Source organism: Methanocella sp. MCL-LM, from assembly GCF_049676595.1.
In the GTDB taxonomy this organism is placed as follows: domain Archaea; phylum Halobacteriota; class Methanocellia; order Methanocellales; family Methanocellaceae; genus Methanocella_A.
Window position 1 is genome coordinate 1,626,592 of sequence record NZ_CP187259.1, and the last position, 22,229, is coordinate 1,648,820.

At 51.9% G+C, this 22,229-nt stretch carries 20 protein-coding genes; 5 read left to right on the top strand and 15 right to left on the bottom strand.

Annotation, left to right across the window (positions count from 1 at the left end; genetic code table 11):
- Positions 1–4 precede the first annotated feature (4 nt).
- On the top strand, positions 5–1,042 hold the full coding sequence (ruvB, locus tag ACPLPM_RS08325) for a Holliday junction branch migration DNA helicase RuvB (protein ID WP_424359778.1): 1,038 nt from the start codon (positions 5–7) through the stop codon (positions 1,040–1,042).
- A gap of 14 nt (positions 1,043–1,056) precedes the next feature.
- Here the strand turns inward: ruvB and ACPLPM_RS08330 are convergent, their stop codons facing one another.
- The 7 genes from ACPLPM_RS08330 to ACPLPM_RS08360 all read right to left on the bottom strand — a co-directional run bounded on the left by ACPLPM_RS08330 (position 1,057) and on the right by ACPLPM_RS08360 (position 9,839).
- Complete coding sequence (locus tag ACPLPM_RS08330) at positions 1,057–2,310, bottom strand: DNA methyltransferase (RefSeq protein ID WP_424359779.1); 1,254 nt, start codon at positions 2,308–2,310, stop codon at positions 1,057–1,059.
- Between the two features lie 27 nt (positions 2,311–2,337).
- Entirely contained in the window at positions 2,338–4,797 is a 2,460-nt protein-coding gene (locus ACPLPM_RS08335; protein ID WP_424359780.1) for an ATP-binding protein, read from the bottom strand.
- 226 nt (positions 4,798–5,023) lie between these two features.
- Positions 5,024–6,001, bottom strand: a complete 978-nt coding sequence (locus ACPLPM_RS08340; protein WP_424359781.1) for an NADP-dependent oxidoreductase — start codon at positions 5,999–6,001, stop codon at positions 5,024–5,026.
- A 70-nt stretch (positions 6,002–6,071) separates the two neighbouring features.
- On the bottom strand, positions 6,072–7,001 hold the full coding sequence (locus ACPLPM_RS08345; protein WP_424359955.1) for an NADP-dependent oxidoreductase: 930 nt from the start codon (positions 6,999–7,001) through the stop codon (positions 6,072–6,074).
- Positions 7,002–7,194: 193 nt separating this feature from the next.
- Positions 7,195–8,508, bottom strand: a complete 1,314-nt coding sequence (locus ACPLPM_RS08350; RefSeq protein WP_424359782.1) for a TrpB-like pyridoxal phosphate-dependent enzyme — start codon at positions 8,506–8,508, stop codon at positions 7,195–7,197.
- Between the two features lie 180 nt (positions 8,509–8,688).
- Positions 8,689–9,039, bottom strand: a complete 351-nt coding sequence (locus tag ACPLPM_RS08355) for a hypothetical protein (protein ID WP_424359783.1) — start codon at positions 9,037–9,039, stop codon at positions 8,689–8,691.
- Between the two features lie 491 nt (positions 9,040–9,530).
- Positions 9,531–9,839, bottom strand: a complete 309-nt coding sequence (locus ACPLPM_RS08360; protein WP_424359784.1) for a hypothetical protein — start codon at positions 9,837–9,839, stop codon at positions 9,531–9,533.
- A gap of 79 nt (positions 9,840–9,918) precedes the next feature.
- Here ACPLPM_RS08360 and ACPLPM_RS08365 point away from each other — a divergent pair, with 79 nt between their 5' ends.
- The 3 genes from ACPLPM_RS08365 (at position 9,919) to ACPLPM_RS08375 (ending at position 12,076) form a co-directional block, all read left to right on the top strand.
- On the top strand, positions 9,919–10,212 hold the full coding sequence (locus ACPLPM_RS08365) for a hypothetical protein (protein ID WP_424359785.1): 294 nt from the start codon (positions 9,919–9,921) through the stop codon (positions 10,210–10,212).
- A 114-nt stretch (positions 10,213–10,326) separates the two neighbouring features.
- A complete protein-coding gene (locus tag ACPLPM_RS08370) occupies positions 10,327–11,124 on the top strand; it encodes an SIMPL domain-containing protein (RefSeq protein ID WP_424359786.1) in 798 nt (265 codons plus the stop codon).
- A gap of 154 nt (positions 11,125–11,278) precedes the next feature.
- Positions 11,279–12,076, top strand: a complete 798-nt coding sequence (locus ACPLPM_RS08375) for an SIMPL domain-containing protein (RefSeq protein ID WP_424359787.1) — start codon at positions 11,279–11,281, stop codon at positions 12,074–12,076.
- An 8-nt stretch (positions 12,077–12,084) separates the two neighbouring features.
- Here ACPLPM_RS08375 and ACPLPM_RS08380 read toward each other — a convergent pair whose 3' ends face one another.
- From ACPLPM_RS08380 to ACPLPM_RS08400, 5 genes are all read right to left on the bottom strand, one after another.
- Positions 12,085–13,029 (bottom strand): lysostaphin resistance A-like protein, encoded by a 945-nt coding sequence (locus ACPLPM_RS08380; protein WP_424359788.1) that lies wholly within the window; start codon positions 13,027–13,029, stop codon positions 12,085–12,087.
- A gap of 129 nt (positions 13,030–13,158) precedes the next feature.
- Positions 13,159–14,013 carry a DUF7714 family protein gene (locus tag ACPLPM_RS08385; protein ID WP_424359789.1) on the bottom strand — a complete coding sequence of 285 codons (855 nt, stop codon included), beginning with the start codon at positions 14,011–14,013 and terminating at the stop codon, positions 13,159–13,161.
- A complete protein-coding gene (locus ACPLPM_RS08390; RefSeq protein WP_424359790.1) occupies positions 14,010–14,984 on the bottom strand; it encodes an isocitrate/isopropylmalate dehydrogenase family protein in 975 nt (324 codons plus the stop codon). Before ACPLPM_RS08390 ends, ACPLPM_RS08385 begins: the two co-directional genes overlap by 4 nt.
- Positions 14,981–15,454, bottom strand: coding sequence for a 3-isopropylmalate dehydratase small subunit (locus tag ACPLPM_RS08395; protein ID WP_424359791.1), 474 nt, complete (start codon positions 15,452–15,454; stop codon positions 14,981–14,983). Before ACPLPM_RS08395 ends, ACPLPM_RS08390 begins: the two co-directional genes overlap by 4 nt.
- On the bottom strand, positions 15,451–16,695 hold the full coding sequence (locus tag ACPLPM_RS08400) for a 3-isopropylmalate dehydratase large subunit (RefSeq protein ID WP_424359792.1): 1,245 nt from the start codon (positions 16,693–16,695) through the stop codon (positions 15,451–15,453). The genes ACPLPM_RS08395 and ACPLPM_RS08400 overlap by 4 nt, the downstream gene beginning before the upstream one ends.
- A 223-nt stretch (positions 16,696–16,918) precedes the next feature.
- On the opposite strand from ACPLPM_RS08400, the gene ACPLPM_RS08405 reads away from it, so the two are divergent.
- Positions 16,919–18,112, top strand: a complete 1,194-nt coding sequence (locus ACPLPM_RS08405) for a homocitrate synthase family protein (protein WP_424359956.1) — start codon at positions 16,919–16,921, stop codon at positions 18,110–18,112.
- A 469-nt stretch (positions 18,113–18,581) separates the two neighbouring features.
- Here ACPLPM_RS08405 and ACPLPM_RS08410 read toward each other — a convergent pair whose 3' ends face one another.
- From ACPLPM_RS08410 to mmp11, 3 genes are all read right to left on the bottom strand, one after another.
- Complete coding sequence (locus ACPLPM_RS08410) at positions 18,582–19,262, bottom strand: hypothetical protein (RefSeq protein ID WP_424359793.1); 681 nt, start codon at positions 19,260–19,262, stop codon at positions 18,582–18,584.
- Between the two features lie 365 nt (positions 19,263–19,627).
- Complete coding sequence (locus ACPLPM_RS08415) at positions 19,628–21,127, bottom strand: thiamine pyrophosphate-dependent enzyme (protein WP_424359794.1); 1,500 nt, start codon at positions 21,125–21,127, stop codon at positions 19,628–19,630.
- Positions 21,128–21,306: 179 nt separating this feature from the next.
- A complete protein-coding gene (mmp11, locus tag ACPLPM_RS08420) occupies positions 21,307–22,215 on the bottom strand; it encodes a methanogenesis marker protein 11 (protein WP_424359795.1) in 909 nt (302 codons plus the stop codon).
- Positions 22,216–22,229 lie beyond the last annotated feature (14 nt).

A 22,229-nucleotide genomic window follows, 5' to 3' on the forward strand; every position in this document is an offset into this window, starting at 1 on the left:
ACTTATGATCAACGTTGACGAAGAACAACAACCGGAAAGAGAAGAACGGGTGGTATCGCCTGAGGAGATCGAAGGCGACCGGGAAGAGCGGGTCTTTGAAGGCCTTCGCCCGAAGAGCCTCGAAGACTTCATCGGCCAGAAGAAGATCAAGGAAAACCTCCGGGTCTTCATCGATGCGGCAAAGATGCGCAACGAGTCCCTCGACCACGTCCTGCTCTACGGACCGCCTGGCCTCGGCAAGACTACCCTGGCTAACATCATCGCCAGAGAGATGGGGGCCAACATCCGCATCACCTCTGGTCCCGCCATCGAGCGGGCAGGCGATTTAGCCGCTATCTTAACTAACCTGAAAGAAGGCGACGTCATCTTCATCGATGAAATCCACCGGCTGAGCCACGTGGTGGAGGAAATCCTGTACTCGGCCATGGAAGACTTCGAGATCGACATCATCATCGGCAAGGGCCCGAGCGCCCGCTCGATCAGGCTGGAGCTGCCGAGGTTCACACTCGTCGGCGCCACGACCCGGGCAGGCATGCTTTCCCCGCCCCTGAGAGACAGGTTCGGCATGTCGCTGCGGTTCGAGTTCTACACGCCGGAGGACTTAAAGACCATCATCGACAGGTCTGCGAAGATCCTGAACATGGAGATCACTCCCGAAGGCTCGATGGAAATCGCCGCCCGCTCCAGAGGCACGCCCAGAATTGCGAACAGGCTGCTCCGCAGGGTTAGAGACTTCGCCCACGTGGAAAAGAAGAATGTAATCGATACGGAGATCGCCAGAAAGTCGCTCGACAAGCTGGATGTCGACTTCCTCGGTCTCGATGCTATGGACCGCCGGATTCTCAAGACGATCATCAAGGACTATAGCGGCGGCCCGGTGGGCGCCGAGACGCTGGCAGTCAGCGTGAGCGAAGAGACTGATACTATCGAGGACGTCTACGAGCCCTACTTGATCCAGATCGGATTCATCAACAGGACTCCGAGAGGCCGAATGACCACTCCGGCGGCGGCCGAGCACCTGAAAAAGATGGGTATATTATAGAAATATTCCCGTCTTCATTTCTTTTTTAATATGATGATTTCCTCTGTTAACATACGCTGTTCTATACTTGTTTTGCCGTTACTGAATGGCATCATACGCCGGTTCCTATCTAAAACGCGAGATTGTATTGCTTCTAATGAAAAACCTATATCTTGTTCGGCAATATTTGCTAAACATTGAGGTGTTTTAACATCGATTCCACACATTGTAGATGTACCAACCACTAATATCGCATAATGTCCCGATATTAATACACGATGCATCTCCTTCATTGCATCTCTCATCTCAATATAATATTTACGAAGTATCGCTTCTTTTTTTACGTTCTTTGATTTGAGTGTTTTGAGAATATCTTCAGAATACTTGGGTAGGGTCTCCATTTTAAAATTAGCTGTTGCTTCGTTTCCGATAGATGTGCTTCGTATTTCTCTTAATTTGGAGATGGGTTCTCCTAACCACACGAGAGAAAATTTATTGGCGCGCATATAGTCGATGGCATTTGCATATGGTGGCGAGGTAACAATTAAGTGAACCGAATCATCATCTACACATATGTTTTTTGCATTTCCTTGCCATATAATTGGATTATATCTATGAACCGGAAGTGTTGAAATAACTGGAGTAAATTTTAATAGACGTTGCTCAAATGCTTTAATGGCACTCTTTGGTTTTTTTTCAGGATCGAAATGTGGTCGTGAATGGGCTAAATCTATTGCCCGTGATACTCCTCCACTTTTTGTTATTATTATGCCTGAAAATATAACTTCTAATAATTCTTTAATTTGCTCATTATTACTATATTTTTCAATTGCAAGTATTAAAGCCATAAGCTCCATCTGTGTTTCTGGGAAAAACCAATAATCTATAAATTCTTTAGTTTCTTTATCAAATCTATAATTAAGCATATTATTTATTTTATCCGTCTCTTTTAGTAAACAATATGCATTATCAATAATTTCTGGTATAACTCGGTTAAAGTCGACATCTAATGGCGTTGTCTTAACCCGTGTCATTTTAATGGACAATGGATCGATGTCGCAACCCATGCCTCTTCTGAGTAAAATATATGATTCTAATAGCGTTGTACCCGAACCATTCATAGGATCTAGCACAATATCTCCGGGTTGTGTAAAACTCTCAATGAATATTCTCGGTAATTGTGGTGGGAATTTTGCAGCAAATACATGAATCCCGTGGGACGAATATGTGCTTACTTCATTATGGAAGTTTAAATCTGACGATAACACTGTAGACAAGGATTCATACATGAGTTTTCCTTCTTTTTATTTTTTTTATTATTTTTCCAATGAGAATGCAGAAAGGTACATTTGCTGAATTTCTGTCGGTACTGATGTAATCCTATTTCGCATCACAGCCATTAATTTATCTGGGTGGGCATGTATAGCTACCTTATTGTTATCAAAGGTAATAAATCCAGATAGTATGTTTTTTAAACTTCCCAACAATTTCATTAATTCATCAAGAGTCCAGACTTTCCCATTTTGACTATTCAGTTTATACCTAATTACTGAAATATCTGGGGCTTCCCGATCATCTCTTTGTAATTCATATATAACTTGGAATATCTCTTCTATAGGGATATTTAATGGCTCTTCTTTCTCGACAGCATCAATCCATGCAGTGACTTCATATGGGGCATGGCAAGTATCAAATAATCCTCTTAGTTTCTTTAGTCCTATTTGTTTGGGCGCCGACAGGTATAATAACCTTAATAGATCTTTAGCCTTTATCACAGTTACTTTCTGTTGTTTTGCCATTGAGCAAATTGAACTTTCTGGATCATCAGCACCATCATAATTCGTTGATATGACGACTGAATAGTCTGCTTTATATTTCTCTTGGTGTTTTTTTACCACTGCTATATTTGCAGTACTTGCTTGAATTCTAGGCTTTGATGTGCTTTTTGCATCATATGTTAATGAATAATTTTCACTTGTAACACTATTTATATATCCCAAAACCGCATCTGCTTTTCCATCAGGTTCCCCATTACCACCAATCTTTTTAACTTCAAACCCTAACGATAGAAAAGCTCTATACAACGCATCTTCCAGGCCTGTTGGATCTGCTAGCGAGTCTTTTAATAATAACGCAATAACTAGCGCACTTTCTCGATCAGATAGTGATAATTCTCTCAAAGTTGTATCGCGCCAGCGCATAATTTCATTCGTTTGTGAATCGTCCAAGCCGATCTCATACAAGTGTGCTTCTGTTAAAACTTCGGTTATTACAATAAATTCTATGGGGAGTAATTTTTTATATGCATCACTACAACTTACTATATACGGGTGAAACATGTTTATTTTCAATACCCCATTGCTTAGATCTAGCTTACCAATGGGTTCGCCCGATCCCATTTCACACCATTCAACCTTTTTTATGTATGGATCTTCGTTAAGAAGCTCCTGTTTTAAGTCATCTAATAATTTACTTCTAATATCTATAGGCGGTTTTTCTATTAATAACGGATTAATTATTTCCTCATTAAAATATTTTTCAGCGAATGCATATAATGGTCTTTTCGATACTGTTAATGAAGTTTGCGAAAGGCGATATGTAAGATTTTTTTCTCTGGTTTTTTTATCTTCATCTAATACATAATATCTTCTAACTTCATTAAATTTATTTAATATATAAGCTTTTAATTGTTGTAAAGGTTTTGAATCTTTTATTGATTCGCGTGTTGAGGTGAGATTATTATCAAGTTCATCTGCATATATCAATATTCTAATTCTATTAAATGCTCCATGAGACAAGGGATCCATACCTAGTAATGGATCATCAATATTTACGAGGCGTCCACGTACCATTAAAAATATGCCGTGGCTTCTACCTAGTCCCGACGATTTACTTTCATCTAAAAGTGTATCCTCGTATAAGTCAATCTGCCCATAGATGCCTTTTAAATTATCGAAATCAATATAGTATTTATCATCTATATTGTATGCTGTAGCAAAATCTAGTGAATCGGCGACTTCATCGTCTTTCCCAATTGTCCACGATCTTCTTATGGGTTTATTAATTTTTGAAGATTCTATTTCATTATTATTATAGTAAAGTTTAAAACTTGGATTTAATGGTAAAGCAGTCCTTAAAACCCACTTTAATCTCCCTTCTTTTATTTCTTGTGCTTTACCTGTCAATTCTGTTAAGATTGCAATAGTCCACGTTTCTACAGCATTTTTGCCAAAAAGGTCAAACGAAACCATATATTTTCCAGAAATGTATATATAAGGGGATAATGCCTCTTCAGCCGTTTTAGCATCGATTTCTCGTTCATCTAGTATAAATTCTTCATTTTTATCCGATATCACTGAATAATCCATTGTTGTTGCTAAATATTTATTATCTTTTTTACATATGAATGTTAATTTATTTGCTAAAACGTATGTAGCTAATTTTCCTATGCCAAACCGGCCTATTTGTAAACGTTTTGCATCCAATTTTGGGTCTATTCGTTTCAGGGACTTTCCAATATTCCATAAATCTTTAAGCCCCTGTTGATCCATACTTGTGCCATTGTCACATACCCAAATGAATGCACCAGGGGTAGATAGATCTGATGGTACATATACTGAAACTTTATCCGCAAACGCGTCATATGAATTACAAACAAGTTCTTCGAACGCCTTATTTGGACTTGAGTATAATCCAGCCGAAAATAACTCGATAATTCGATAACTAATTTTTACTTCTATTTTATCAATTGAGTTTCCTACTGTTTCTATTGACATTATATGCCCCGATAAATAAATTATTATATAAATGACACAGTTTTTATGAATCTAAATGTGAATTTATAACGCATTTAGTGGTAATATATCTTTTCAATCACATGTCATATTCAATAAACATTAACCTAATCTATTGCCAATCATTGTTAGATGACAATTGCAAAAGTATACAAAAAATAATTAGGGTATGTTTCACTTTGTTAATAACAAATTGTTTCGTCTATCACTAATCGCTCACTTTTAAGACTATTTTTCCCCGAACGTGTCCTGTCTCGCTCTGATCATGCGCTCTGGCTACATCCTTAAGCGGCATCACTGTACTGACGGTGGGCTTTAGCTTTCCCTCGTCGATCAGCCTCGCGATCTGCCTTAGTTCAGTACCGTTTGGCTGGGCCAGGAATCCCGTCGCTCTCACCCCGTACTTTGCCGCCTCGTCAGGGTTCTCGATGCCCAGCGTCGAGACCATGATGCCGTCTTTCTTCAGGACTTGATACGACCTCTGCTGGGTATCGCCGGCCTGGGTGTCCAGCACTACGTCGACGTCCCGGGCAGCGTCCTCGAAACGAACCTTCTGGTAGTCGATCACCTCGTCGACACCCAGGCTGCTCAGAAAGTCTGCATTTCTGGCCGATGCCGTACCGATGACGGTCGCGCCTCTCCATTTAGCCAGCTGGACAGCCATATGGCCTACTCCGCCAGATGCGCCATGTATGAGCACTGTCTGCCCTTTGTCCAGGTGCGCAATATCAAACAGCGTCTGCCATCCAACGAGCGAGACCAGCGGTAATGCCGCCGCCTCTACAAAGTCCAGGGACCTGGGCATTGGTGCGAGTGCGAAATACCCTGCTTTACAGTATTCGGCATAAGTGCCGCCGTGGGGGACTCCTAAATAGCCGTAGACCTCCTCGCCAGCCTTGTAACCCGTGATATCGCCTCCCACTTCTTCTACGACTCCGGCCATGTCTACCCCCGGGATCATAGGGAGCCTGTTCCGAAACATCTCACTCATGTAGCCCGAGCGCACTTTCCAGTCGATAGGATTTACGCCTGCGGCCCTGATGCGGACTAAAACCTCTCCGGCACCTGTTTCGGGTTTAGGCACGTCCTCGTACCGCAACACCTCCGGGCCGCCGAAAGAGTGGAACCTCACAGCCTTCATCGTCTTAGCCTGCGCTCTCTTTTCCTCAGCCTGCATCGCTGCCATGATATCTCCCCTTCAGCGTGAGAGCCAGATGCGCAAAAGCGAATTCCACATTTTTACCGGCACAGGGTATTCAATCAACTTTCAGCACGATCTTGCCCCGGGCGTGCCCGGTCTGGCTTAGTTCATGAGCTCTGGCCGCATCTTTAAGCGACATCACCGTGCTGACGGTCGGCTTCAGTTTTCCTTCGTCGATCAGATCGGCAATCTGCTTTAGTTCTTCTCCGTCGGGGTGGTTCATAAAGCCGATCGCTCTGACACCATGTTTTGCAGCCTCGTCAGGGTTTTCTATTCCCAGCGTGGAAACTAGTATACCGTCCTTCTTCAGGACTTTGTAAGAGCGACGCTGGGTATCTCCTGCCTGGGTATCGAGTACAACATCGACGTTGCGGACCATCTCCTCGAATCTGGCCTTCTGGTAGTCGATCACCATGTCCGTGCCTATTTCCCTCAGGAAGTCCTGGTTGCGGGAGGACGCGGTACCGATCACCTTAGCACCCTTCCACTTGGCCAGCTGGACTGCCAGATGCCCGACTCCGCCTGAGGCGCCGTGAATGAGCACAGTCTGGCCGAACTTGAGGTCTGCGGTATCGAAGAGCGTCTGCCAGGCTACAAGGGCTGCAAGCGGAAGGCCGGCCGCCTGGATGAAGTCCAGTGACCTCGGCTTCCGGGCGATAGCAGATGCGTCAGCCGATACGTACTCAGCATAGGTACCGTTACGCCCGGTGCCCAGCCAGCCGTAGACTTCATCTCCGGGCTTGAAATCCGTAACTCCGGAGCCGACTTCCTCGACTACTCCCGCCACGTCACCTCCCGGTATCAGCGGGAGCATCTTCTGGAAAACCTCTTTCATGTACCCGGCACGAATTTTCCAGTCTACCGGGTTCACACCGGTAGCTTTTACTCTGATCAACACTTCGCCGGGCCTTGCCTCCGGCTTCGGTACGTCCTCATAGCGTAGTACCTCCGGGCCACCAAACGAGTGGTACCTGATCGCTTTCATCGTGATCGCGTGAGCTCCGGGCTGCTCTACCTGCATCGCTGCCATAGTATCTCCATGGCAATATGGGTGCAGCGCCCGGAAAAACGGATTCCGGGTTAAGTAGCCATTATTGCAGCCGGGGCTGGTGAAAAACCGGTATCCGGGCAATATTGGTGAACATAAAAAAGAATGGGCCGAAGTACTAGCCTTTACTCTAGAACTTCAGCATGTCCGCATAGTTCTGCAGGTCCAGTAGTCCGTGACCGCTGAGGTTGAAGACGATGACCTTTTCCTCGTTAGCCTTCCTGGCTGCCCTGGCGTGGGTGATTGCTGAAGCAATTGCATGGCAGGACTCCGGGGCGGCGATGATGCCTTCCGTCTCGGCGAACAGCTTGCCTGCAGCGAAGGTTTCGTCCTGGTGCAGGGCTTCGGCGTCGATAACCTTGTTCTTGTACAGCAGGGACACTAACGGCGACATGCCGTGGTACCTGAGCCCGCCCGCGTGGATGACCTTGGGCATGAAGTCGTGGCCGAGGCTGTGCATCTTGAGCATCGGGGTCATGCCTGCGGTATCGCCGAAGTCGTAGTCGTACTTCGACTCGCCGCTCTTCATCCCTGTGAGCGAGGGGACGCTGTGGGGCTCGACGGCGATGAACTTTGCATCGTTCTTGCCCTTCTGCTTGTCCTGGATGAACGGGAAGGTGAACCCTGCGAAGTTGCTGCCGCCGCCCACGCAGGCGATCAGGGTATCCGGTTTCTCCCCGATCTTCTCCAGCTGCTTCTGGGTTTCCAGGCCAATGACCGTCTGGTGGAGCATGACGTGGTTGAGCACGCTGCCCAGCGCATACTTGGTCTTCTGGCCTTTCACCGCCATCTCGACGGCTTCGCTGATGGCGATGCCGAGGCTGCCGGAACAGTTGGGGTCTTCCTGGTTGACCTTGCGGCCGAAGTCAGTGACGTTGCTCGGGGACGAGTATACGTCCGCCCCGAACATCTTCATGACGAACTTGCGGTAAGGTTTGCTGTTGTAGCTGGAGAGGACCATGAACACGGTGCACTTTAGCCCGTAGAGCGCGCATGCAGAGCTCAGCGCGGAGCCCCACTGGCCTGCGCCGGTCTCAGTGGTCAGGTTCTCCACACCTTCTGCCATGTTATAGTACGCCTGGGCGATGGCTGTGTTGGGCTTGTGCGAGCCTGCCGGGGACAGGTCTTCCCTCTTGAAGTAGATCCTCGCCGGGGTGCCCAGCGCCTTTTCCAGCCTGCGGGCCCTGTACAGCGGCGACGGCCTGCCGATGGTGATCAGGGCTTCCCTGACTTCCTCCGGTATCCGGATGTAGCGTTCCTCGGACAGTTCCTGCCTGACCAGTTCCTTCGGAAACAGGCCTTCCCACTCTTCCGGCTTCAGCGGCTCCTTAGTGCCCGGGTGAATGGCGGGCGGGAGCTTTTCCGGGAGGTCCGGGACTATGTTATACCAGCGGTCGGGGACTTCTTCCGGCTCGAGGTTGACTCTTATGACATCGGTTACCATGTGATCACCTTGTATAAATGTGTACAATGAGATACTATGATGTACATAGGTGTACATGTATATAAACGTACCCTTGATGGTTGTAGCTATCTGTGCCGATTGGATAAAATATTGAGAATGGGGTTTCTGTAACGTTCGGGTAAAAATGGGCAGGAGAAACTTAGCTTTAACCCATCAGGGTTAAAGCCACTCCTCCATGGCGTACTTCTTCTGAGATTTTAAGGTGCAAAAGAGCTGATCTCCGACGTAGCACTCATCCTCGCCGGACAGGAGCATGATCTTTGCTACCCTCTCTGTGAAGGAGAAGGTAATGCGGAGCTCCTTGCCAGTATCGGTGGTGGTGTAATAGCTTAACACCCTATCAGTGCCGTCGTCTACTTCCTCCTCGCTCCACTCGTCGAACGAAGGGACAATCTCGTCGTTGTTGGCGAGCATGGCGTAGGCTGCATTGAGCACAGCTTCCATGGACGCATCCGAGATTGTATTCCCGTTGAGCCTGTAGGCTCTGATTGTACTATCCAGCACCTTCATTGATAATATGTGTCACGCTTTAAGTATATAAATCTGGTGCTTATGATAATAATGTTTTGATTATTTGGTTGAAAAGACTGAAGATAATTTGAATATTCGGGGTCAATTGTAAATAATATAGAAAGCGTATGGGTGACAAGTGCCTACAGCTCCAGAAATATTACAAGACGAACGCTGCGCTGTGACCGACTGGAAGCAGTCCCTTGTATACCGGATCACAGATTACGCAGAATCTGATGATTCTGACAGATTGCACCGATTGCACAGATGCTAATCGATAATAAAAATTGTATGGCTCGCAGCATCCACTTTATCCAATATGGTCGTCTGTGCAATCTGTTAAATCTGTAACAATCTGTGATCCTGTATGCAAGGGACTGCTTCCAGTCGGTCACAGCGCAGCGATCGTATTGCTGTCACACGTCACACGGGCAACTAGATGCGCACAATGCAGCGATCATATTGTGATAGCAGACGCGGGTAAAAATAAATTACATCCACTCTACAGTGATGTGGACATCGAACTTAGACAGGCAGATGCCGGTCGTCTCGATCATGTCGAAGAAGGCGTCGATCACGGCCCGGGGCTTGTGGAGGGTGTGGTCTTCGGAAACGTAGTCGAACATAAACCGCTTCGGGTACAGGACCGAGGACTGATCGAAGCTGGTCTCGATCTCGTACTGGCCGGGGCCCAGGGCTGTTTTCATGCCCTTTTTAATGTTGAATACCTGCTGTTCGAATTCGTAAGCGCAGGGGATGTCGTTTCTGTCCTTTTGCTTGACCATGAAAAGCACTTTCATACGAACCATCATTGATCTTCTGTTTCACATATCTTTTTCGGAGTGAAGTTATATAGAGGCACCGGGAATAGCTTTATATATGGACGATCAGTACCAGTCGGCGCTGGCTCTGCTCCAGCCCTATATCACTGACCAGGCTGGAGTAAACGTGCTGTCGTACCCGGGCACCAGAGAGGAGTTTTCGGATAACCTGATCAACCTGGGCGCGCAAGCCTGCCTGATCCGGTTTGCCCTGAGGTTTGAGGGTCGCCTAATCGATCTCGACCTGCTTTTCTACATAGTCGATATTATTCACACTACCGACGGGGCAGTAATCTTCTACAGTCCCGAGAGCAGGGTGCTGGACCTGAAGATGATCACGCGGCCGCATTAGCGTGCATAACGATTTTCTAACTTTCCGAGCTCTCAAAACGGATAGCTACGGGCTTATCCGTAGCTTAAACAAGCTATAACTATCTTGTCTTCCCTGTATTGATCAGGTGAAAACATGAAGCTAAAAGATGGGTTCCTATTCGGCTGCGGCGCGTTGCTGGCGGTGTTCTGCATCCTGTTCCTCGCCGGTAACACGTTTGCAGCAGGTGGTTCGTCGACGGGTGTAAACCTCTCCGAGTACTCTGGAGCGATCTGTGTCACAGGCACCGGCTACGTTTACGCAGAGCCGGATATCGCTAAGATCACTATCGGTGTGATCACCGAGGCGGGCACGTCCACTCAGGCGATGGATGACAACGCTAACCGGATGGACGAAGTTGTAAAAGCTATCAAGAGGCTGGGCATCGCTGATAAAGACATCCAGACGTCCCGTGTCTCCGTAGAGCCTCAGTACGCCAGCGAGTACCCTGTGTCGTACTCCTCGTATTACCCGTATACCTCCAGGCAGAACATCACGGGCTACAAGGCAACTAACACTGTCTGTGTTACCTTGAGGGACCTCTCTAAAGTTGGCCCTGCTATAGATGCCGCCAATGACGCCGGATCTAACACGATCCAGGGTGTGACCTTCCTGCTCTCGGAGGAACGCCAGTCCGCGGCCTACACAGAAGCCCTGGAGAAGGCAGTCGCAGACGGCTCGGGCAAAGCTAAGACCATGGCTACCGCGGCCGGAGTTGAAAACTATAAGCTGAAGACTCTCTCGGAGTCGGGCGGATACTACCCGATCTACAGCGACAATTATTATGCGGGCGCTGAGATGGCCAAGGCAACGGGAGCTTCCACTCCGATCTCCGCCGGCCAGGCGAAGGTACAGGCAACTGTCTCCATGAATTACGTCTTTATGCCCCGGTGAGGGCAATGGTGGAGGGGGTGAAGTACCGATCGTACCCGCTCATCCCTCTCCCGCCTACCTTTTCCAAAAGCTAAAAAACGGCTAGCTTCGAGCTTGTCCAAATTTTTGTCAACGTCTATATACCTGGTCCGCCCAGGATTGATCAGGTGGGGTTATGAACTACAAAAGCGGGCTCTTGTTCTGTTGTAGCGTACTTTGTGCGCTGTGTGTGATGGCGGCCATGGCCGGCATCGCTTCAGGGGCGGATGATGATATGAATGGCGGCAACCTTTCGGAGAAGCCCGGCACGATAGAAGTCAACGGTAATGGCATCGTCTATGCGGAACCGGATATCGCTAAAGTCACCATAGGCGTGATCACCGAGGCAAGCACCTCGACTCAGGCAATGGCCGACAATGCAAACAAGATGACCGGAGCGGTGAGCGCAATAAAAAGCATCGGAATACCTGACAAGGACATCCAGACCGCAACCATCTCTGTCGAGCCGGAGTACGCCAGTGAAAACCCGTCTAACTCGGGCATGATTTACCCGCCTCCGGCGAAGCAAAACATCACCGGCTACAAGGCCACCAATACTGTCACTGTCACCGTCACGGACCTGTCGAAAGCGGGCGCAGTCATCGACGCTGCAGGTAGCGCCGGCTCTAACGAGATACAGGGTGTAACCTTCATGCTGTCGGATGACCGACAGTCCCGGGTCTACCAGGAAGCGCTGCAGAAGGCTATCATGGACGGCGCCGCCAAAGCTAAAAACATCTCTACCGCGGCAGGCATAGCCGACTATAAGCTGAAGTCCATCTCCGAGTCGGGTAGCAGATTCCCCGTCTACTCATACGAAGGGGCGGGTGGCGCGATGATGGCAAAGGCGGCCGCAGCTCCGACACCTGTCTCGGCAGGCCAGGCAAAAGTGGAGGCCGGAGTGTCGATGAGGTATACCTTTGTCCCTCAGTAACGGCCGGGCTATACCTCTTTTTTCATTAATCTGCTCCTGCGGTAAAGGTACAGGCCCAGGATAATTGCAGCCGCCATAATAATGCTGATCAGATCATCCCACGACCCCAGAAACATCCCTGACAGGTAGATTTCATCAGGTTTAGTGAACATGAATATCGGAGCCGCTCCCAGCGTCCGCTCCCCGGTGAAGCTGAAGATCTGCAGCGCCAGAAAGTCCTGTATGCAGTGGAAGCCTATGCTGGCATAAAGCGATTTAGTGATCACGAACAGGTATCCCAGCAGCATCGAGAGAGCAAAGACTCCAACGATGTACAGCGGCCCTAATTCCGCGAAAGGCGTCAGCGAGTGGAACAGCGCAAAAATCACCGACGTTACGATGAGCCCTGCGGCAACGCCGTACTTATCAGCCAGTATCTGTTGCAGGTATCCCCGAAAGACCGCCTCTTCTCCAAGCCCGACAAACAGCGTACCGATGGCCATCGCTATTAGCGATATTCCTACCTGGGAAGTCCCGTAGGCCTCCAGTCCTGTACCATAATATGCAGAGACGCCAGTCAGCAGGATGATCAGGAGCACAGCCACCAGGAAAAACACGTTGAGCGCCCCACCTATCGCAAACCCTCTAAGCGGTTTATCGTCCCTGCCAAGGCCCAGGGCTTTTAAGACCGGGTGCCTGCCCTCTACCACAGCCATGAAAAAGACCGCTATGAGGACGAGGGCAATGTTTTGGACAACCATGTAGGAGGCGCTGACAATTACATTATTCATCAGCGCCGACAGCGCGGTCTCCGCAGCAGTCGCTAAGTCACCGCCAGTCAGGGCGACGTAGCCGGCGATCGCCGCCAGCAGCAGGAGGCTCATTCCCACGAGCGCCAGAAGCACGACGACCAGTAGCAGGACTACTTTTAACAGCATGTACAAATTGGGAAAACGCTCTGCTAATCCGGCCATCAGAAAGCCTCCACATAGAAAAGTAGAGCGATCTGTCTATAAATAATTATCAAGCTTATCCGGCGCCGGCAAAAGTCCGGCACTCTCCATAGTCATTCCAGGAATTTTCCGAACGGTCAGGAAAAACAATTACTCAGTTTTTCTTATCGACGTAGCCAGAGTTTTAATTGCCTCGTATATCTCCCGGGGGTTGGCGCCCCAGTGTACGACGACTCCGGGCACTCCGCCGATCTCTGTGGGGCCCAGCTTATCGGACTGGCAGCAGCGTAAAATAAACGGCTTCGAAGGCCTGCGAGTCGACAGGGGGCAGATGTTCACGTGCTCGTATCTCTTGAGCGGGTACCGGGCCTCGAAGACGAGCTTGGAAGTGTTGCAGCCGACCAGCCTGATATCGCCCTGTGGCTCTTCATCCAGCGAATCCAGGAACAGGCCGTTCAGCCCGGATGCATGGCAGGGGAATATGATGGTCCGCCTGGGATCTTCGAAGTCTTTCAGGTTCAGCACGTGATACTCGAAATCGAGCATCAGCTCTCCGAACATGCCAGCCCCCTCCAGCTTCTTCACGTTATACGCCAGCCATGCTGGCTCGGGGGGCGCCACGTCGTGGACCTCAATGGTTGTGAGCACCTCAGCGGCCGGATTTTTGACGAACATGTAGTGCCGGTCGACGCCCTGGAACACCACCGTATTAATGCCACCGGTGCACAGAGGCACTGCCTTACGGAGCAGGTCGGCACGGTTGGATATGTCTACAAGTTCCCGGTACACCAGCGTCTCCTCAGCCCTCGATATCCTGCTGGCTCCGGCCTTCTTTCTGATGAAGCCCTCTCCAGAGGACTCCACTTCAAAGACCTCGCAATGGTCAGGCCCCTCGAAGACCAGCACGTACTGCGACGAGAAGTAGATGGCGTCGTCAGGCCGGTAGTTCGATCTGATGTGCCTGTTGATTACTCCGATGAATTTACAGTGGCTGGGAAAGATCATATCAGGCTCTCCAGGTTCTTCAGTATGGCAGACTGGACCTGCAAGGTCGTGTAGTTCCCGCCCAGGTCGGGCGTGAGCACTCCGCTCTCTATCGTCCGGTCGACAGCGCTCTGGACTGCCCTGGCCATTTCCGGTTTACCGGCCCAGTCCAGTAGCATCCTCACGCTCAGGATAGCCGCGAACGGGTTTGCGATGCCTTTGCCCGCGATGTCGGGTGCGCTGCCGTGCACAGGCTCGAAGAGCGCGTATTTATCACCTACGTTGGCGCTGGGTGACAGCCCCAGGCTTCCTATAAGCGCTGCTGCCTCGTCTGACAGGATGTCGCCGAACATATTAGTGGTGACGATCGTGTCGAACTTTTCCGGTGCTCTTACCAGGTTGTACGCTGCCGTATCCACCAGCATGTCCTCGTACGGTACTCCCATCGATCCCGCCACCCCTGAACAGGCATCCTTGAACAGCTCGTCCGCCTTCAGCACGTTGGCCTTGTGGACTATCGTCAGCTTGCCGATGCCGGGCTTCTTACAGGCAGCCCGGGCTATCCGCTCGCTGGCCTTCCTGGTGATGACCCGCACCGATCGAGCCTCGTCCTTCGTAATCTCCTCGATGCCCATATAGAGGTCCTCGGAATTTTCCCTGTAAATGGTGAAGTCCACTTTGCGGGGCGAAATGGCGCAGGAGCGGAAGGGCCTGATGTTGGCGTACAGGTCCAGTTCTTTCCGCAGCGTCAGGATGATGCTCCGGTAAGGCTTGCCGGGCGGGGAGGTGATCGCGCCGAACAGCACGCAGTCGCAGGCCTTGATCGTCTCGAGGTCATGCGGCGACATGGCGACGCCTTCTCTGACGTAGCGCTCGTTCCCGACATCCACCTGTATAAATTCTGCGCCGGGCATGGCGACTTTCAGCACTTCGTAAGCGACAGGGACTACTTCCTTGCCGATACCGTCGCCGGGCAGGACCGCTATCTTCACCGCTGGTTCCTCCTGTATGCGACCAGCCCGCCGGCGTTGAGGATCTCCTGCAGGAAGTCGGGAAGCCTGGTGCTCACGTATCTTGCCCCGTTGGCCACCACGTAGCCCTGGTCCAGGTCGACCTCTACAATATCGCCCTTGACTACTGCGTCAAATACGTCCGCCTCGACGATCGGCAGCCCGACGTTGATGGCGTTCCGGAAGAAGATGCGGGCGAAGGACTTCGCTACCACACAGTCGATACCAGCGTACTTGATCGCCAGCGGCGCCTGCTCTCTCGAGGAGCCGCAGCCGAAGTTGTCACCGGCTACGATGATGTCGCCCCTGTTCGGTTTGAACGCCGGGTCGATGCCTTCCATGGCGTGCTGTGCGAAGACGTTGAAGTCGGTGCTCCTCAGGTATTTGCCCGGAATGATGACGTCCGTATCTACGTTGTCCCCGTATTTCCAGACGCTGCCCTTGAACTTCATATGTATCGCCTCGGGTCGGTGATCTTGCCATTAATGGCAGTGGCGGCAGCGGTCAGCGGCGAGCCAAGATACACATCGGCACCCTTGCCCATCCTGCCCCGGAAATTCCTGTTGGTCGTGGCCAGGCAGGCCTCGCCCTCGGCGAGGACGCCCATGTGGCCGCCCAGGCACGGGCCGCAGCCCGGGTTACAGATCGTGGCCCCGGCAGCGAGAAGATCGGCAGCCACGCCGGTCTGTACTGCGTCCAGCATGACCGTTCTGGACGCGGGAATGATCAGTGTGCGGCACTTGACTTTCCTGCCTTTGAGAATCGACGCTGCGGCGGCCAGGTCCTCGAACCTGCCGTTAGTGCACGAGCCGATCAGCACCTGATCTACGTGCGTCCCCTCTACCTCGCCCACGTCCTTCACGTTATCCACGTCCGGGGGACACGAGACCTGGGGGTGCAGCTTCGAGACATCTAAATGCAGAGTATCGCAGTATACCGCATCATCAGTGGCATAGACCGGGCGATAGTCCTCTACCGCCCTGCCTTTTAGGAATGCGAAGGTCTTTTCATCGGGCGGGACTATGCCCGCTTTGCCGCCCATCTCGATGGCCATGTTGCAAAGGGTCATACGGCCCGCGATGGACATGTGATCGATTACCGGCCCGTAGAACTCCATCGCTTTATACGTGGCGCCGTCTGAACGGACTTCTTTAGCTATGCGAAGGATTACGTCTTTGGGCGTGATACCGGCCGGCAGCTTGCCGTCGATAATCAGCTTGATCGTCTCGGGCACCCTGAACCAGAGCTTACCCGAGGTATAAATCTCGGCCATATCAGTAGCGCCGACTCCAGTGGCAAAGGCCCCGAAAGCCCCGTAAGTGCAGGAGTGCGAGTCTGCACCCACGATGACCTTGCCCGGCATGGCAAACCCGTTTTCAGGCAACAGCTGGTGGCAGATACCCTCCCCCACATCGTAGAGGTTCTTTATGCCCTGCTCCGCCGCCCACTGCCTGATTTCCCGCTGGAGCACCGCCGTGTTCTCGTTATTGGCGGGCGCCAGGTGGTCGAACGGTATGATGATCCTCGAGGGATCCCACACTTTATCGCTCTTCATCTCCTTGAACGCTTTGACCGCGAGCACGGACGTGCCGTCGTGGCTCATGGCATAATCCACTTTCGCGACGACAAAGTCGCCTGCGCTGGCCTCTTTTCCTGAGGCGGCACTTAGAATTTTCTCACTGATCGTTCCCACGAATCTTCACACCTTCGCAATTCAAGATAGAAAATTATTAGTATGCAGGATATAAATCATTATCGTTGTGAGCGAAAATTTCGGTAGCGAAATTCTCGTTAACAATTGCGATTGTCCTTACAACCGCAATCATATGATTGCGCAATCATATGATTGCGGTTGTCAACAATGGCAATTGTAACAATATTGATGACTCTACATGCACCTGGAGTATGACCACATGATGCCCTTATACTCTCAAAACGAGTGGACCAAATACGTCCCTTCGGACATCGGCGAAATCGAGATATGCGACGTGACCCTCAGGGACGGCGAGCAGACGCCCGGCGTGGCGTTTACGAAAGAAGAGAAGATCGACATCGCCCGCATGCTCGACGAGATTGGCATCGAGATCATCGAGGCGGGCTTTCCGGCTACCTCCCAGGGCGAAAAAGAGTCAGTAAAAGCCATCGCCTCGCTGGGGCTGAACGCGAAAATCTGTTGTCTTTCCAGGGCTGTCAAGAGCGACATCGACGCGGTGATCGACTGCGGCGCCGACATGGTGGGCTTGTTTGTCGGAACTTCTGACCTGCACTTAAAGTACAAGCACAAGAAGACGCAGGACGAGATCATCGACTGCGCAGTGGAGGCGCTGGAGTACGCGAAGAAACACGGTCTGATCGTGCGTTTCTCCCCGGAAGACGGCAGCAGGACCGGGCTCGACTTCCTGAAGCGGTTCTACCGGGCGGGAGAAGCGGCGGGAGCCGACTACGTCGGAGCGATCGACACCGTCGGCATCATGACTCCCGCGACCATGAGGTTCATGGTAAGCGAGATCCGCAAGACGGTCAAGCTCCCGGTCGCGGTCCACTGCCACGACGACCTCGGCATGGCCGTCGCCAACACCCTCGCCGCCGCAGAGGCAGGTGCCAGGCAGCTGCACACCACGACCAACGGCATCGGGGAAAGAGCAGGCAACGCAGCGCTCGAAGAAGTGCTCATGAACCTGCGCATCCAGTACGGTGTCGACAAGTACGACACGACGAAGATCACCGAGCTGTCAAAGATGGTCCAGAAATACTCCGGCATCTGCACCGCAAAGAACAAGGCTGTCATCGGCGATCACGCCTTCGCCCACGAGTCCGGCATCCACATCGCCGCCCTCCTCGAAAACGATCGAACGTATGAAGTCTTCAGCCCCGAAATGGTCGGTGGCAAGCGGGAGTTCATCCTCGGCAAGCACAGCGGCGGCAAGGCTTTATGCTACATGGCCCGGCAGATGGGCTACACCCTCAGCGAAGCCGAGACCACGCAGGTGCTCTGCGAGATCAAGCGGCTCAGCGAGCTCAAGAAGTCGCTCCGCCGGAACGAGCTCAAGGACCTCATCGACCACGTGGTGGGCCAGAAGTTCACTACCTCAGAGGCTTCTACGCCCTGAACTTTTTTATTAACCACAACGGCACTACGGCACAACGTTTTAACCACAACGGCACAACGACATGGCGACAATCTGAGAAACAATAACCAGACTAATGTTCTTACCACGGCGGCACGGCGACACGGCGAGAATCCGTACCTGAATGGTAGGGCTTTCTTTTAAATCCACGGCGGCACGGCGGGCTGATAGCACGAAGACAAATGTATATTTAGTTATCCGGAAGCCGGAGGACTGACAGGATTCAACGATGGTGCTGAAGCTTCCGGTTATGCGATCAGAAACCAGGCTAAATGATCAGCAGGCAAGCAGCTTTTTGGTTAATGCGCTGTCTTGGTGTCGCCGTGGATAATAAAAAGAGCCCTCCTATTTCTGTTTCGCCATTGTCTTTGTGTCGCCGTGCCGCCGTGGTTTTATTAACTATCCGGCTTGTCGTATCTCGCCTGTCTTGGTGTCGCCGTGTCGCCGTGGTTTAAAACCAGTCATTGTGCCGCTGTGGTTCATTCGGTCGGTCATGTTTATTTTTCACAGCATACTTCTCGATCTCGATGTTCTCGAACTCGGTCTGGAGCTCGACGATCTTCCCCGCCAGCCGTTCTTCGATGTCTGCCAGTACCGCCGTCAGTATTGCAGCGTTCTTTAGCCCGACCTTCGAGTTATCTAGTCCGTCGATGGTCTGCTCAAGCCAGGCGTCGCATTTGGTGTAGACGGACAGCCGGGCTACCGGGTTGTTGCCAGTCATTACGCTTTCCAGCCGAAAGCAGAGCGCATGAGGTACAAGAGCCCGGACGATACCGCCCGGGTTGTTGACGTAGATGTGGGAAAGCCCGTACAGCTCGCAGTAAGGCACGAAATCTTCGTCGGCCATACTTTTCAAAGACCACTGCCGGTCCAGCGCTTCCCGGATGATGCCCGGCGGCAGCGGCACCGGGCGCTCGAAAAGCGTGTGCTGGCAGGGGCACTCGATCTGCGTCGGGAAGAAGAGCTCTCCGGTGATACCTATTAGATCGATAATGATGTCCAGCAGGCACCCGTGTCCGAATACGCCGATCTTCTCCCGGCTCAGCGGCACCTCGACCATCCAGCGCCCGACGTACTTGTTATGCCAGCCCCACGGGTAAGTTGAATAGCTCGCGTCCAGCTTCTTGTCCACGATATTCTCTGCGTCCTGTGGGGAAAAAGGATATTCCAGTGTTTTTGGCGGTGACTAGTTCTGCTACCTCTGAGCACTTGAACGCTGACGAACGCTGCGCTGTGCCAGCTTCAGATTTTTCAGGTAATTTAAACCATGCTATCCATGTGCCCGTGAACGTACACGAACGCTGCGCTGTGCCAGATCACAGATTACGACAGATTGCACAAATTTCACAGATAGCCATTTGATAAAAATCTCAGACGGACAACCATAATTGTGCTTTTTAAGTCATATCTGTGCAATCAGTGTCATCTGTCGTAATCTGTGTTTCTGGCACAGCGCAGCGTTCTTATTGCAGTCTCGCATCTTTAAAAAATGAATGATTATGCTTTCTGATGCATGGCCCCTTCCGGGCACTGTCCGCGGACTAAGTAGATGCTCAGCCTGGGCTGCTTTAGCAACCCTTCGAGGTCAGCTTTCACTTTATCCGCAGTCAGCCCGCCGGCCTCGTTTACTGTAGTGACGTCGCCGAAGGTCGATTTAACGATGTCAGTAATGTCTGGCACTGTCTGTCCGCCGGTCATGGCGGCCCGCTGGTTGACGAAGATCACTGTCAGCACGTTCTGGTTGTTAAACCGGGCGTTAAGGAGCGCCTGCATGCCGGTGTGGAGCAGCCCGAAGTCGCCGAGCATGGCAATGCCTTTTTCCCTGAAGCCCGCGGCCACGCTGACCGGCGATCCGAGCGAGCAGGCTACGTCTACCATGTTATATGGCGGCCCGGAGGTCAGGATCGAGCAGCCGACGTCGCTGGCGACGTTGACGTTCAGGGCTTTGATGGCTTCGTAGACTGGCTGGAACGGGCAGCCGTCACAGGCCTTCTTGAAAAAGCCCCTGTCTTTCATGGTCTCGGGCTCGACCGGGAGAGACATCTTCGGCTCCATGATGTGCTCGGCGGCATCCATGATCATCTGCACGTCCAGCCCTCCGGCCATGGGGAGGTGCCCGGTGAAGCGGCCTTTCACTTTGGGGGAGGACAGGTGGGACTCGATGTAAGGCGACGGCTCCTCGCATATCAAAATAGCCTCGTTCTCGTTGACGAAATCCTCCACTTTCCTTTTAGGGAACGGGTTTACGAAGCCCAGCGATAAATGGGACAGCCGCATGGCATCGGCAGCTTCGGCAGCCGGCTGGCTCGCGCTGCCCGAAGAGATCAGGCCTATCCGGGTCTTGCGGGTGATCTTGTTCAGCGGTGACGACAGAGCCCTGTGATGCGCCGTGCTCCATCCGTCTTTCAGGTACTTCTGGTGCTTGCCCAGCATGGTATAGTCCCAGATGTGCCGGTCGATTTTCTTCTGTGCCTCGGGAATTTTCCGCCTGTTCACCGGCCCCGAATTCAACAGTACCGGCTCCGTCACCCGCACAAGCACAGGCGCGCTGATCTGTTCCGACAGGAGAAAGCCCTCCAGCACCGCATCGTAAAGCTCTCCCGGCCCCTGGGGGTCGAGAACCGGAATCTCCGCCAGCTTCCCGTACCACCGGGAGTCCTGCTCGTTCTGAGACAGCATTGCTCCCACGTCGTCGCCGGCTATGACCACGATGCCGGCCCCGATCCCATGAGTAGCCGAAATGATCAGCGGGTCAGCCATGACGTTGATGCCCACGTGCTTCGACAGCACCATCGCCCTGTCGCCGCACGCCGAAGCTCCCAGAGCCATCTCGTAGGCGATCTTCTCGTTGAACTGCCACCGGGCGATACCCGTTTCTTGTAATGCAGTAAACGCAGCATTGATCGGGTAGCCGGGCACGCCGGTCGCCATGCGCACGCCAGCGTCCTCAGCCGCCGCACGCACCGCTTCCACGCCAGTGAGAGAAACAGGAGCCATGCTTGAAAATTAAGCTTTAAAAGATAATAATGTTGTTACCCGGCACTACGGGCAAAAGTTAGATCAGTAAACACGACGTACACGACGGACACGACGTACACAACGTTCTATTAAAATGCTGATAATACTAACCATATTCGGTTAACGTCGTGTACTTCGTGTACGTTGTGTACGTCGTGTTAACCATTTCCAACATTTAGCTTCACCGACTCGCAGGGCTGGGCGAAATACGGCAGCGACGCGAGCGCTCCGATGATGCCTCTGCCGGGTATGACGATCTCTACCCCGGCCTTCTTTGCGGCTGCCTCGGCGATCTCGTAGGTGACCATTTTACTCTTGGCCAGCGCGGCGTATTCTTTTACCTCGTCGGCCTCAAAGCGCTGCAACACCACCATGCCCGTATTCTCAGACAGGGTGTACTTCCTGAGCAGCTGCTCGAAATCCTTGATCAGCGAGGCGGGGTCGATGCAGGCGAATTCTACGACTGTGGACACGCAGTTCTGGGTTTTCTGGGGGACGGGGAACAGCTGGACCAGGGCATGAGAAACATACCGGGCATTCTTGCTGTCCAGGTCAGTGGCAATGTTGTGGATGAGCGACCAGGTGGCGCCTTCTTCCTTCGTGTCGGTGTCGTCCACGCCTATCAGGACACGGCTTCGCCGGGGAAGCACGATGGTGCCTCTGCTCTTCTTGCTGCCGCCGGCTTCCGTGAGGTCGTACTCGATCACGTCTTCGGCCTGCGCCCGGCTCATGGTGGCGCCGACGCCGCCGCCTCCCAGGCCTGCGTAGGTGATGGAGATTGTCTTATCTTTGACGATTGCCGACTCGATGCCTGCCGCAGCATACGAGGCGATGAGGTTCAGCTCGGAGGTCCCTTCTTTCACCCGGTAGCGCATGGTGTTACCGTAGCTGCACACGTTCTCGATCAGCGGGCTGGCCTGCTTATAGTGGTACTCCGCCCAGCAGGCGCCGCCCCAGCAGTTGGACTGCTCGATGATGTCGACGAGGCCGGAGCCGTCTGCGACGGCTACAATGTTTTTGTATGGTAGTACCCATTTCTTCTGCGTAAAAGAGACGTCCTTTTCCATCCTCGACACCTTGT